9 protein-coding genes are annotated in these 12,736 nt (G+C 45.0%); 7 read left to right on the top strand and 2 right to left on the bottom strand.

From position 1 onward, the window contains the following. Positions 1-14: 14 nt before the first annotated feature. The 6 genes from BLP85_RS04360 (at position 15) to rlmF (ending at position 9,626) form a co-directional block, all read left to right on the top strand. Positions 15-824 carry a sulfite exporter TauE/SafE family protein gene (locus tag BLP85_RS04360; protein WP_092818886.1) on the top strand — a complete coding sequence of 270 codons (810 nt, stop codon included), beginning with the start codon at positions 15-17 and terminating at the stop codon, positions 822-824. 353 nt (positions 825-1,177) lie between these two features. After that, positions 1,178-1,873 carry a GntR family transcriptional regulator gene (locus tag BLP85_RS04355; RefSeq protein ID WP_092818885.1) on the top strand — a complete coding sequence of 232 codons (696 nt, stop codon included), beginning with the start codon at positions 1,178-1,180 and terminating at the stop codon, positions 1,871-1,873. Between the two features lie 10 nt (positions 1,874-1,883). Continuing rightward, positions 1,884-5,336 carry a chromosome segregation protein SMC gene (smc, locus tag BLP85_RS04350; RefSeq protein WP_092818884.1) on the top strand — a complete coding sequence of 1,151 codons (3,453 nt, stop codon included), beginning with the start codon at positions 1,884-1,886 and terminating at the stop codon, positions 5,334-5,336. A gap of 1 nt (position 5,337) precedes the next feature. After that, positions 5,338-6,288, top strand: coding sequence for a cell division protein ZipA C-terminal FtsZ-binding domain-containing protein (locus tag BLP85_RS04345; protein WP_092818883.1), 951 nt, complete (start codon positions 5,338-5,340; stop codon positions 6,286-6,288). 91 nt (positions 6,289-6,379) lie between these two features. Next, positions 6,380-8,419, top strand: a complete 2,040-nt coding sequence (gene ligA, locus BLP85_RS04340; RefSeq protein WP_092818882.1) for an NAD-dependent DNA ligase LigA — start codon at positions 6,380-6,382, stop codon at positions 8,417-8,419. A gap of 232 nt (positions 8,420-8,651) precedes the next feature. Continuing rightward, a complete protein-coding gene (gene rlmF, locus BLP85_RS04335) occupies positions 8,652-9,626 on the top strand; it encodes a 23S rRNA (adenine(1618)-N(6))-methyltransferase RlmF (protein ID WP_092818881.1) in 975 nt (324 codons plus the stop codon). A gap of 121 nt (positions 9,627-9,747) precedes the next feature. Here the strand turns inward: rlmF and BLP85_RS04330 are convergent, their stop codons facing one another. Next, positions 9,748-10,815, bottom strand: coding sequence for an SDR family oxidoreductase (locus BLP85_RS04330; protein WP_092818880.1), 1,068 nt, complete (start codon positions 10,813-10,815; stop codon positions 9,748-9,750). Between the two features lie 471 nt (positions 10,816-11,286). On the opposite strand from BLP85_RS04330, the gene ftn reads away from it, so the two are divergent. Further along, complete coding sequence (ftn, locus tag BLP85_RS04325; RefSeq protein ID WP_092818879.1) at positions 11,287-11,751, top strand: heteropolymeric bacterioferritin subunit Ftn; 465 nt, start codon at positions 11,287-11,289, stop codon at positions 11,749-11,751. 83 nt (positions 11,752-11,834) lie between these two features. Here ftn and BLP85_RS04320 read toward each other — a convergent pair whose 3' ends face one another. Beyond that, positions 11,835-12,413, bottom strand: a complete 579-nt coding sequence (locus BLP85_RS04320) for a peroxiredoxin (RefSeq protein ID WP_092818878.1) — start codon at positions 12,411-12,413, stop codon at positions 11,835-11,837. Positions 12,414-12,736: the final 323 nt, after the last annotated feature.

Raw genomic sequence — 12,736 nt, 5'->3', positions numbered from 1 at the left:
GTGGAATGTGAATAATGGAGTTAATCATATATTTATTGATTGGTGCAATGGCGGGTTTTGCTGCTGGACTGTTTGGTGTAGGTGGCGGCCTGATTATTGTTCCCATTCTTTATATTGTATTTACCCAGTTACATTATGATCCTTCGGTGATTATGCATCTGGCCGTAGGCACGTCGCTGGCCACCATTATTGTGACTTCCATCAGCTCGGTCACAGCGCACCATAAAAGAGGCGCGGTGATGTGGGATGTATTTCGTAACTTGGCACCCGGACTGGCTTTAGGGGCATTTTTAGGGGCAGGGATTGCGGATTATCTGTCGGGTCAGGGTTTGCAATTGCTGATCGGTTTTTTTGCCCTTTGGGTGGCTTACACCATGTTTAATGGCGCAAGCAAAGCGGTGGACCCGAGTCATCATTTACCTTCCCGAGCCATGCAAATCCTGGCCGGAGGCGGAATCGGGGTCGCCTCTGCCATATTCGGTATTGGCGGTGGCAGTCTGACCGTACCGTATTTAAGCCGTCATGGCGTGGTAATCCAGAAAGCGGTGGCCACCTCAGCCGCAGGCGGCTTGCCGATTGCCATTGCCGGTGCTTTGGGCTTTATGTGGTTTGGTTCCAATACTGAGGCTGAAATACCGCATAGCATTGGCTATGTGCATATCTATGCCTTTATTGGCATTAGTGTCATGAGCTTCATGACAGCGAAATTAGGTGCAAAAGTGGCGCATAAGTTATCGCCAGCCATGCTGAAAAGATGTTTTGCCTGCCTGTTGGCAACTGTCGGTTCGTATTTTATTTATCAAGGTTTTTCGACCTTTTTTTAATTTAGAAAAAACGATATAAAAGAGATGAGAAGGTGTGCTATGGTTTTTTACATACACACCGGAATATCACTTATTCTGTTGTTTTTGGAAATGAAAGAATTAAAACTAAATTTATTTTTTTATTTTAAATGAATTACTTATGATGGAGAATAGGGCTAAAGAGAGAAGCTGAAAGGGGATAGACGCTTGTATTCGATCCGCTTATCACACCCTGATATTGGCTTTTACGACTTGAAAATTGTCTGACAATGTCATATTTTTTGCAATTAAAATCAAGTAAAAAAGCAAGTAACAATCAGGATTTATTCAAAAGTTTTTTTGATTGCATCTTATAAAAACAAGATAGGAACAGTATGCAAGAACAAGAAAAGGACAGTTTGTCCGAGCAGATTGCCAGGCATATTAGTGAGCAAATCATTCGCGGTGAACTGGTTGAGGGGGAGCGCATTCAGGAGTTGCGCATTTCATCTGAACTGGATGTCAGCCGTGGTTCGGTACGTGAAGCATTACTGTTGCTGGAGCGTACGCAGCTGATCGAAATCTATCCCCGCCGTGGGGCGATTGTTTCGGAAATGTCTGCCCAGCAGGTACGTGCCCTGTTTGAGATGTGTGCATTGCTCTGTGGCCAAATCGTGCAGCGCATGGCCGAAACCTGGCGTCCGCATGAAGCCGAAAGAATTCAGACATTGCTTGAACAGTTGCATGAAGAAACCCGTCACGGCCATACTGAAAAATTTTATGATCTAATCTTTCAGGGCTTGTCACGCCAGCACGAAATGGTCGGCAATCCTTACTTGATGAAAGTCTATCAGGAGCTATTACCTTCACTGCGCCGCAGCTATTTTTTAACCTTAAATATCTCAAACCGTGAACTGCAGGAATCATTTGAGTTGTTCAAGTTGGTGACTGATGCAGTTTTGATCCGAAAATCACAACAAGCTACTTTATTTATGGATGATTTTTGTCGACACTTGCGCAACCTTGTGTTGGAATCTCTGACACGGATGAAACAAATCGAACTTGCATGGGCAAGACGTTCACGACGTTGATCAGGACATTATGCGTTTAAGCAGCTTAAAACTTTCCGGCTTTAAATCTTTTGCCGATAGTACCACTTTACATTTCAAGGCGAATCGTACCGCTGTGGTTGGGCCTAACGGTTGTGGTAAATCCAATGTGATCGATGCCATACGTTGGGTGATGGGGGAATCCAGTGCGCGCCAGCTGCGTGGCGGCAGCATGCAGGATGTGATTTTTACCGGAACTGCGAAACGAAAACCTGTCGGTGTAGCCAGTGTCGAACTGCGTTTTGACAATACCTATGGCAAGCTCGGTGGCGCTTATAATGCCTATAATGAACTGGCGGTGCGTCGTCAGGTCAACCGTGATGGCAAGTCCGAATATTTTTTAAATGGCACCAAATGCCGTCGTCGTGACATTACCAATATTTTCCTGGGAACCGGTTTGGGTCCGCGTTCCTACGCGATTATTGAACAGGGCATGATTAACCGTCTGGTGGATGCCAAACCTGAAGAAATGCGGGTATTTATTGAAGAGGCTGCCGGTGTTTCACGTTATCAGGCACGCCGTCGTGAAACCCTGTTGCATCTGGATCACACCACGCAGAATTTATCCCGCCTTGAAGATATTGCCGCGGAACTGAAATCCCAGCTGAAAACCCTGAAACGTCAATCCGAAACGGCCATTCAATATAAAGAACTGGAAACCCGGATTCGTACCATTAAAGTGGAAGTGCTGTCGTTTCAATGTGAACAAAGCAGCCGTTTACAGCAAGAATATACGGTGCAGATGAATGAGCTGGGCGAAACCTTCAAGCTGGTGCGTTCGGAACTTATTACCCTGGAACATGACCTGACCGCGACCAGCGAGTTATTCCAGCGCCTGATTCAGCAGTCCACACCGTTGCAAAATGAATGGCAACAGGCAGAAAAGAAACTGTCTGAACTGAAAGTGACACTGGAACAGAAGCAGTCCTTGTTCCAGCAAAATACGACAACTTTGAGTCAGCTGGAACAGCAAAAACTACAGACCAAAGAACGGCTGCAACTAATTGAATTGCAAATTGAAACTTTGCAAGCTCAGCATGAGCAGCAGGCTGAACAATTACAGCAGCAAGAAAGTCAGGGACAGGACCAGAGCCAAACTCTGGGGGATTTGAAAGCGCAGCAGCAACAGGTGCAACAGCAATTTGAACTGGTCAAAGCCCAGGTTGAAAAACAGCAGCAGCAAAAAATGCAGATGTTGGCGCAAAGTGAGCAGCTCGCTAAAAATATTGCCCGGATTGAACAGCAAAAGCAGACCCTGCAACAGCAAGCCGCACAGATTCAAAATCAGGACCAGCTGGAGGATATTGAACAGCTGGAAAGTGAAAAAGTTCAACTCTCTCAGCAGATTGAACAGCTGGAACAAGCCATTCAAACGCAGAAACAGACATTAGAATGGGCACAGACCCAGTATGCGCAGCAAAAAAATAATGTTTCAAGTTTGAAGTCTGCTATTCAGGTGTTGCAGTCGGAACAGAAAAACCTCCATCAGTTGCTGATCAAGAACAGCCCTAAAGTCCAGAACAATGCCGTGCAGTTGATGCAGGTGTTGAAGCTCAAAGATCAGGCCAAAGAGCATGCCAATCTGATTGAAAAGTTTTTGGCCAAATGGCTCTCTGCACAAGTACTGGATGCCAATGCAGATTTCACGGAAAGTATTGCCCGTCAGCTGAAGGTTCAGCTTGTACAAGGGCAGATTCAACTGGCCGGTTTGCCTTGTCTGGCCGAATGGATTGAATCGCCGCAGCATTCCATCTGGCAGCAGGTGGCAGTTGCAGATCATCTTCATCAGGCTTTGGCTTTACAGTCGCAATTGGGCGTTGGTCAGTCCATCTTGACGCTGGATGGTTATCAGGTGGCTCAGGACTGGGTGATTGGCCTGTTTTATGATGAAGCCAGTCAGGCAGGACAAGGGGCACTGATTCATCGTATCCGTTTGGAAGAAATTGAAACAGCATTGGCACAGCAGTTGCCACAGCTTGAAGCCGCGGAACAGCAATTGCCGGAACTGCTAAAACAGATTCAAACGCTGCAAAAAGGCATTCAAGATCAGCAAGACCAGTTAAAGCTGCAGCAAAAAGCGTTGCAGCAGCTGGATGTCAACATGGCCAAAGTACAAAGTACGGCTCAGGCTTTTTCGCTTCAGAAACAGCAACTGGCCAGTCAGCTTCAACAGCTGGATGAGCAGCTGGAAGAAGATGCCATGCAGAAAGATGATCTGGAAATCGACCTGCATGCCTTAAACCTGAAACTGGAACAGGCTTTACCGAATTATAAGACCCTGCAATTCCAGGTTGAGGAACTGACCGAACAGCTGGAAAACACCCAGCACACCTGGCAGCAGGCGCAACAGGAATTGGAGCTGCTACGTCGTCAGGTCACGCAAACCCGGCAGCAAATTGAATTGCTGGAAAAAGATGCTTCATTCTCAAAAGCACAGTATCAGCAGATTATTGCGCAAATGGAACAGGCGAAAAAGTTTGTCGATCCGGTGCAACTGGAACTGCCAGCGCTGCAATCGCAATTCAACGAGCAGGCGCAAATGACCGAAAAGTTGCAAAAGACCTGGAATGAATGGCAGGTTGAGCTGAACAGTGTTCAGGAAAAACAGCAGCACCTGACCGAACAGCGTCATCAGCACCAGCAGCAAGACGAGAAATTGCGTGGCCAGCTAGAAGAGAAGCGTCTGGCCTGGCAAGTGGCCAAATCGGACTTTCAGCATTATTCAGAGCAATTGGCTGCATTGAATAGCGAGGTGATTGGCGGCCTGAATATTGATCTGGTTGCCCATCAAAAACAGCTGGAACAGGCACAGCAGCGCTTTGAAAAACTGGGTGCGGTCAATCTGGCAGCTTCTGAAGAATATGAGGAAGTCTCCAAACGCTTTGAAGAACTGAGTCATCAGATTGAAGACCTGGAAAAAACGGTCGATCAATTACAAGGCGCCATGAAGAGTATTGATCAGGAAACCCGCAAATTGTTTATGACCACCTTCGACCAGGTCAATCATGAGCTGCAAGATTTATTCCCTAAAGTATTTAATGGCGGAGAAGCCAGTTTAAGCCTTGAAGATGACTGGCAATCGGGTGTAAAACTAATGGCGCGCCCACCGGGTAAACGTAACAGTTCTCTGGCGTTACTCTCTGGGGGGGAAAAAGCATTAACGGCATTGGCATTGGTGTTTGCCATCTTCCGTTTAAATCCGGCACCGTTCTGTGTACTGGATGAGGTCGATGCACCTTTGGACGATGCCAACGTGGGGCGGTTTTGTAACCTGGTAAAAGAACTTTCTGAACAGGTGCAATTCATTTACATTACCCATAATAAAGTTGCAATGACGATGGCAACCGATTTGTTAGGTGTTACCATGCCAGAACCGGGCACCTCAAAATTAGTCACTGTCGATTTGGAACAGGCAAAAGAATACGGTTTAGTTGCGGAGTCATAGTATGGAAGTCACTACGATTGTTGGCATAGTTATCGCCATCATCATTATGCTATTCGGTTTAAGATTATTGTTTAAAAAACCTGGGGATGCAGCACCGTCACTAGATTCGGAACTTCATGTCAATTCTGATAGCCAGCAACCGGTCATTCCACGTCATGTGCGTGATCAATTACAAAGTGCAAAAGAAGCCGAACGTGTTGAACCGACTTTAACTGAAACGGCGGCTGAACAGCTTCCAGCGACTCAGCAGGCAGAAGCGCAAGCAGAAAAAGCTGAAACCGCTCAGGCTGAACAGGCAGCAGCACCCGCTCAGGCGGAGTTGAAAGCCGATGCTACAGCTGTAGAAGAGGAAAAATCGGCAGCCAGCCCAGAGCCGGCACAGCAGGGTGAAGATAAAAAAGCGGCTGAATTCAACCTGAACAGCAGCATTGAAAAAGCTGAAATTTCAGACTTTGACGATGAAAGCAGCATTCTGGATGAGCATTTGCATGAGCAGCAACGTGTGGATGAAGCCAGTGCCTTGTCGACCGCAGCCGAATTTATTGCCCTGAATATTTATCCGGAACGTCGGGTGCTTTCCGGGGAAAAAACCTTAAAAGTGTTGCTGAAATATGGCCTGCGTTTTGGTGAAATGGCCTGTTTCCATCGTTATAGTGAAGATGGCAGCAAGTTACTGTTCTCGGTATTGCAGATTACCGACGAAGGTGCAGCCGGTTTTGATCTGGAAACCCTGTCCACTGAACAGGTAAAAGGTTTGGCCTTCTTCCTGGCATTGCCACACAGCGATGTGCAAAATGCCTTCGATACCATGGACAGCATTTCACGTCTGATTGCCCGTGAAATTGACGGCACCGTGTATGACCAGAACAATCAGGAATTTACGCCGCAATTACGTGAACAATGGCGTCATTTCGCAATTGATTACCGTGCAGGTCAAAGCGCAGAAGTTTAGTTTGAAACTGAGTGACCCGATTTCTATAATAGCGGGTAGATCAAATAGTTATGAAGGGCGGAAATAGACCGCCCTTTTTTATGGTGTAGATATGACCGAAAATTCCACTATCAAAGCGCAAATGCGTCAATTGATTCAAATTTTAGCCAAGCATAACCATGCCTATTATGTGATGGATCAACCCAGCATTGAAGATAGTGAATATGATCAACTCTTTCATCAGCTCAAGGCTTTAGAACAGCAATATCCCGAATATGTGCAGGCGGATACGCCAACCAGTAAAGTGGGTGGCAAAGCACTCACAAAATTTGCCAGCGTGACCCATGCAGTACCGATGCTGTCATTGGGCAATGTCTTTAACCAGGAAGAACTGTTTGCCTTTGCGCGCCGCATTGAAGAGCGTTTACCAAACCAGAAAATTCAGTACGATGTCGAACTGAAGTTTGATGGTCTGGCCATTTCCCTATGGTATGAAAATGGTGTGCTGGTGCGTGGGGTTACCCGTGGTGACGGCGAAACCGGTGAAGATATTACCCATAATGTCAAGACCATCCGTAACTTGCCGAAAGTCTTAAGCTCTGCACAGGCTCAGGTGCCGACGCTGCTTGAAGTGCGGGGTGAAGTGCTGATTCCTAAAGCGGGTTTTGAAAAACTGAATGCCGAAAATGAGGCCAAAGGCGAAAAGACCTTTGCCAACCCGCGTAATGCAGCAGCAGGCAGTCTGCGCCAGCTCGATCCAAATGTTGCAGCCTCACGTCCACTGGCCTTTTATGCCTATGGTATAGCGCAGTGCGAGCCGCCTCATGGCCAGACCACCATGTATGCCAGTTTGGAGTGGTTAACCCAGTTTGGTTTTACCATCGGGGAAAGCCATTTTATTTGCGACACGATTCAGGACGTACAAAAAGCCTATGAAAAAATCAATGCGGAACGTGCCGATTTAAGCGTTGAAATTGATGGGCTGGTGATCAAGGTCGATGACTTGAAGCAGCAAAGACAGCTCGGATTTTTAAGTCGCGAACCGCGTTGGGCAACCGCCTATAAGTTCCCGGCGGTGGCGGCTTTAACCACGGTAGAAAATATTGATTGGCAAGTGGGACGTACCGGAACTTTAACCCCGGTTGCACGTTTAAACCCTGTCGCTGTCGGTGGGGTTACGGTGTCCAATGTCACCCTGCATAATATTGGAGAAATCCACCGTCTGGATGTGCGGATTGGCGATACGGTCAGCGTGTATCGTAGCGGGGACGTGATTCCGAAAGTGGAAAAAGTCTGGCCGGAATTCCGCCCGGACGAGGCGGTAGAGGTTCATCTTCCGGAACAATGTCCAGTCTGCGATTCACCGGTGGTGATGCCTGAGGGCGAGGCCTTGGCACGCTGCTCTGGCGGTTTGTACTGTGCTGCACAGCGGATAGAAGCCATTCGCCACTTTGTTTCGCGTAAGGCCATGGATATTGAAGGTCTGGGCGATCGCTGGGTGGAATGTTTGTTACATCTCGACCTGCTTAAAAATGTGGCGGATATTTACTGCTTGCACGAACATCGTGAACAGCTTTTAAGCATTGATAAAATGGGTGAAAAGTCGGTACAAAACCTGTTTGATGCCATTGAAAACAGCAAGAAAACCACACTGGCTTCTTTTATCTATGCCTTGGGGATTCGCGGCGTGGGAGAAACCACGGCACGTATGCTGGCCAATACTTTCCAGACTTTTGAAGCATTGCAAAATGCCGATATTGAAGCCTTGAAGAAAACCCCGGATGTCGGGGATATTACTGCTGAATGGATTGTCGATTTCTTTCAGGCGCCGCATAACCTGGAAGTGGTCAAGCGTTTGCTCGAAGCGGGAATTCACTGGGATGCACCAGTCGCCCCGACACGTCAGCCACTAAATGGCGAAAGCTGGGTAGTTACAGGCACGCTCAGCAGTATGGGACGGGATGAAGCGACACAGTTACTCCAGGCCTTAGGCGCTCGGGTTAGTGGCAGTGTATCCAGTAAAACCAAATGTGTGGTTGCTGGCGAGAAAGCTGGTTCCAAGCTGGATAAGGCAGAAAAACTGGGTATTCCAGTTTTAAATGAAGAACAGTTTATTGCACTGATGAAAGAGCATGGTCAAATAGAAGACTGATCTTTCTAAACAATGACCTAAATGAAAAAGACACCGAGGATGATGAATCTTGAGGTGTCTTTTTTACAGCGATTTCAAAATGATAAGCGTTGGTGACTGTGGTAGGGGACAGACAAATAAAAGCACAGGGTCGTCATTGTGAGTTGAATTCACGTACAATATTGATTCATTTGCAGGTCTAGATCCTGACTTATCAGATTATTCTGTTCTCCCGTTGATTATTGGCATACACATGGCGCAAGCAAAGAAATCTTTTCCGCAACAAAAATCGGAATTACATGCACGAAATCTGCATCGCAGTCGTTACGATTTTCCCCAGTTAATCAAGAGCTGTCCGGAACTTGCACCTTTTGTCCGCCCAAATCAATATAACGATCTTTCAGTCGACTTTTCTGATCCATACGCTGTAAAAATGCTCAATAAAGCATTACTCAAGCATTTTTATGGCATTCAATATTGGGATATTCCTCAAGATTATCTTTGCCCACCTATTCCCGGTAGGGCCGACTATATTCACTATTTAGCTGACTTGTTGAGTCTCAACAATAAAGGTCAGATTCCGACAGGACACGCAGTTCATGTATTAGATATTGGGGTTGGGGCGAACTGTATTTATCCGATCATTGGTCATCGTAGTTATGGTTGGAAATTTGTCGGCTCAGATATTCATGCTGCATCCGTTAAAAGTGCTCAATTTATTGTGCAGGCAAATCCGAATCTAAGAAAGGGGATTCAGATTCGATTACAGAAGAACTCAAGCAATATTTTCAAAGGTGTGATGAAACCCTCAGAACGTTTTGATTTGACCCTGTGTAACCCACCATTTCATGCCTCGCAAGATGAAGCAAATACCACAGCAACGCAAAAATTAAGAAAACTGGGCAAACCGGTTGATCGGACGAAGCTGGTGTTAAACTTTGGCGGGCAAAAGAACGAATTATGGTGTGAGGGTGGCGAAGAACGATTTGTTTGCCAGATGGTACAAGAAAGTACACAGTTTGCTGAGCAATGCCTTTGGTTTAGTACACTGGTTTCTAAGAAAACAACGTTGCCAATGCTCTTAAATACCTTGCGTAAGAGCGGAGCAGTGGATGTGAAAACCATTAAAATGACGCAGGGGCAAAAAGAGAGTCGTTTTGTCGCTTGGACTTTTCTAGATGCAAAGCAACAGCAGGCGTGGAAAAATGCGCGTTGGACTTCTGCTTAGCTTGTTTTTAGGCAGAAATAGTGAGCTTGTGGGCGCATAAGTCGGTGTAGTAGCTCAAATTTAATCTGACAGACACAATAAAAAATTGGGTAACTGTCAGATCAGGTTTGAGCTAGTACAATTAAGGAATATATTTTTTCACGACCCCATCATCCAGTAATTGCTGGAAATGCTCTACCAGGCTGGTCTCAATGTTGCGATATTGCATCCCCAGGTCTTGCTTGCTCTTCTGGGCATTAAAATAGATGGGATAGCCCATATTCAGTTCAACAAATGACTTGGAAAAACCGGCCAAAGGCCCAAGCAGTTTAAAAGCTGCTTTCGGCAGCAGATTGCGTGGGAAAGGGAACTTGGCACCAAAGTTGCGACGTAAAATTTTCCCCATTTCCAAGAGGCTCAGCGTACCGCCACTAATAATATAGCGACCTTTGGCATCAGGGTTGAACGCTGCCTGAACATGCGCATCTGCGACATCACGGACATCAACGATCCCATTCCACATAGGCGGTACACCGAGCAAGGTCATGCCGTTAGCAAACTGCTGTAGCACTTCGACACTGCCTGACTGGGTATTTGGCGTGAGCGATGGACCGAGAACCAGCGCCGGGTTAATGCATACCAGTTCCCAGCGTTGCTGTGCTTGTTGCATCTCCCATGCTTTACGTTCTGCCATAACCTTGGAATAGGAATACGGTTGATGTGTTTCGGAACTGGTGGTATTCCAATGCGACTCATCAAACTCATTCTTTGCAGTGTGCTGAATGTCAATGGCATCGCCATAAGTGGCAGCAATGCTTGAAGTGACAATCACACGTTTAACCGATTCGGTTTTATTGACGCTGTTCAGTACATTTTCAGTGCCTAAAATCGCAGGTTCAATAATGTCTTTGACTGCATCTTTAAAATTGTTCACCACAAAAGGCGATGCCATATGCAGCACGATTTCACAGCCTTGCATAGCTGCATCGAATGAATGGGGCTCAAGGAGATTGGCTTTAAAAAGTTTAAGTGTGCCGGTAGTTTCAGCGGCAATTTTCTCTAAATGGGCAAAACTTGGCTTTTTGTTCAGGTTGCGGACAGTAGCATGGACAGTATGGCCTTGCTCCAGTAAATTTTTAATGACCCAACTGGCAATGTAGCCTGTCGCACCTGTTACAAGAATGGGTGCAGTCTGTTGTGGATTCGTCATGAGTTAAACCATTGTTGTTTTTAAATTTGCGTATATCTTAGAGTGAAATCTCAGGCCTGTCTTTGACTGATTGATGCTGACTTTAGCTAAAATGTGTATGTAATGATGCTTTCTTTCCCGTTGATCGATACTCGAGGAGTTAATGGGCTTAAACAGCAAGTACAAGGTGCTGAACGACGCTCAGCCCAGACAGGAATCAGGGATAAGGTCATTTATCGGCTAAGAAAATAAGAACCATATGTAAGCGTTACAAATCTTAAAAATATACTTTTACTGTTTAAATTTGCCTTTGTGAAATTGCTTTAATTCTGCAAAGGTTTATTTTTTATATGGAAAATATTGTTAAATGAACTGCAAATGCGTATGTTTCTCATTTTAATTTTATAAAAATCATAAACTTACATAATTTTTATTTTGCATTGATGCCCGGTTTTGTCCATAATGTCAGAAAAAGAGTATGGAGTATTTGAAATGCGTGGCAATCCAGAGGTCGTAGACTATCTAAATATGTTGATTGGTGGCGAACTGGCAGCTCGTGATCAATATCTTATTCATTCTCGTATGTATGAAGATTGGGGTTTAAGCAAGATTTTTGAACGGATCGACCATGAAATGCAGGAAGAAGCTGCTCATGCCGATGCGCTTATTCGCCGTGTATTGTTTTTAGAAGGTACACCGAATATGAACCGTGATGACATCGAAACCGGTGAAGATGTGGTCAGCTGTTTAAAAGCGGATTTAAAACTTGAATATCATGTACGTGAAAAATTGGCACAAGGCGTGAAATTGTGCGAAGAAAAAGGCGATTACGTGAGCCGTGATATGCTTCGTCAGCAAATGTCGGATACTGAAGAAGATCATACTTACTGGCTGGAAAAACAGATTCGTCTGATTGAATTGATTGGTTTGCAAAACTATATTCAATCGCAAATGTAAGTCTAAATGCTCAAATATAGAGCCTGACCTGAGTCGGGCTTTTTTATTTTTTGAATTTATGATTGAGATGGTAGAAAGACAGACTATTGAGAAAATTTCCGGATATCCGCCAAGACCTGAGCAGCATGGGTTTGCGTATTCACACTATTGTAGTGATAAACAATGCTGCCTTGAGGATCGATCAAAAAGCTTTCCCGTTTGGCTATTTGAGTAATGCCCAGATTACGCACAATGCCCAATTGATTCGATAACTGGTGCTTGTGGTCTGCCAATATCGGAAAAGGTAAGGCTAATTTTTCTGAAAATTTTTGATGGGATTTCACATCATCCAGACTCACCCCCAAAACCACGGCATTGCTTTTTAAAAATTGTGGATAGAGTGCCTTAAACTGATTGGCTTCCTGGGTACAGCCGGGAGAGTTGTCTTTAGGATAGAAATATAACACCACCCATTTGCCTTTATACTGGCTCAAGGAATGCCATTGAGCATTTTGATCCTGCAATTTAAATGCAGGTGCCGCTTTTCCGACCCATTGTTTATGGGTATTTTCTGATTTTAAAAAAATAGATTCTTCTGCTGCATGTGCATGTATTGTTGTATTAAAACAGAGCAAACAACCAAGCGTAAGTAAAACGCTGCTTAATTTTTTTGATTCATTCATATCGTATATTTTTTAGAATGGATAAGAAGATGTATCGATCTTAACAAAATTTAAAATGTAGGGAAGAGTAGAAATGATGGGTATTTATTTTAATTGCTGCCATGATCAAGGGTTTATTGATTAAATGTAATAAAAATAAAAACTTATGGATATTTATACAGGGTTGATCAAGTTGCAACCGGATGTTTTAAAGTAACTTCCTATACAGTTTAAGGGGAATCGGAAAAAGATGATTCCTGTATGGTTATAGGGAGATGCATAAAATGCTGATCGGGGTGGAGGGTTGCATTTCGCCTGTAATAGCGGAGGCTAAATGAATTTTG

It is taken from the genome of Acinetobacter kookii, from assembly GCF_900096895.1.
In the GTDB taxonomy this organism is placed as follows: domain Bacteria; phylum Pseudomonadota; class Gammaproteobacteria; order Pseudomonadales; family Moraxellaceae; genus Acinetobacter; species Acinetobacter kookii.
This window is presented reverse-complemented; position numbering and strand designations above follow the sequence as displayed.

Excerpts from the sequence above, each read along its gene's own strand:
- BLP85_RS04360 (WP_092818886.1), top strand. The coding sequence starts at position 15 with ATGGAGTTAATCATATATTTATTGATTGGTGCAATGGCGGGTTTTGCT.
- BLP85_RS04355 (WP_092818885.1), top strand. The coding sequence starts at position 1,178 with ATGCAAGAACAAGAAAAGGACAGTTTGTCCGAGCAGATTGCCAGGCAT.
- smc (WP_092818884.1), top strand. The coding sequence starts at position 1,884 with ATGCGTTTAAGCAGCTTAAAACTTTCCGGCTTTAAATCTTTTGCCGAT.
- BLP85_RS04345 (WP_092818883.1), top strand. The coding sequence starts at position 5,338 with ATGGAAGTCACTACGATTGTTGGCATAGTTATCGCCATCATCATTATG.
- ligA (WP_092818882.1), top strand. The coding sequence starts at position 6,380 with ATGACCGAAAATTCCACTATCAAAGCGCAAATGCGTCAATTGATTCAA.
- rlmF (WP_092818881.1), top strand. The coding sequence starts at position 8,652 with ATGGCGCAAGCAAAGAAATCTTTTCCGCAACAAAAATCGGAATTACAT.
- BLP85_RS04330 (WP_092818880.1), bottom strand. The coding sequence starts at position 10,815 with ATGACGAATCCACAACAGACTGCACCCATTCTTGTAACAGGTGCGACA.
- ftn (WP_092818879.1), top strand. The coding sequence starts at position 11,287 with ATGCGTGGCAATCCAGAGGTCGTAGACTATCTAAATATGTTGATTGGT.
- BLP85_RS04320 (WP_092818878.1), bottom strand. The coding sequence starts at position 12,413 with ATGAATGAATCAAAAAAATTAAGCAGCGTTTTACTTACGCTTGGTTGT.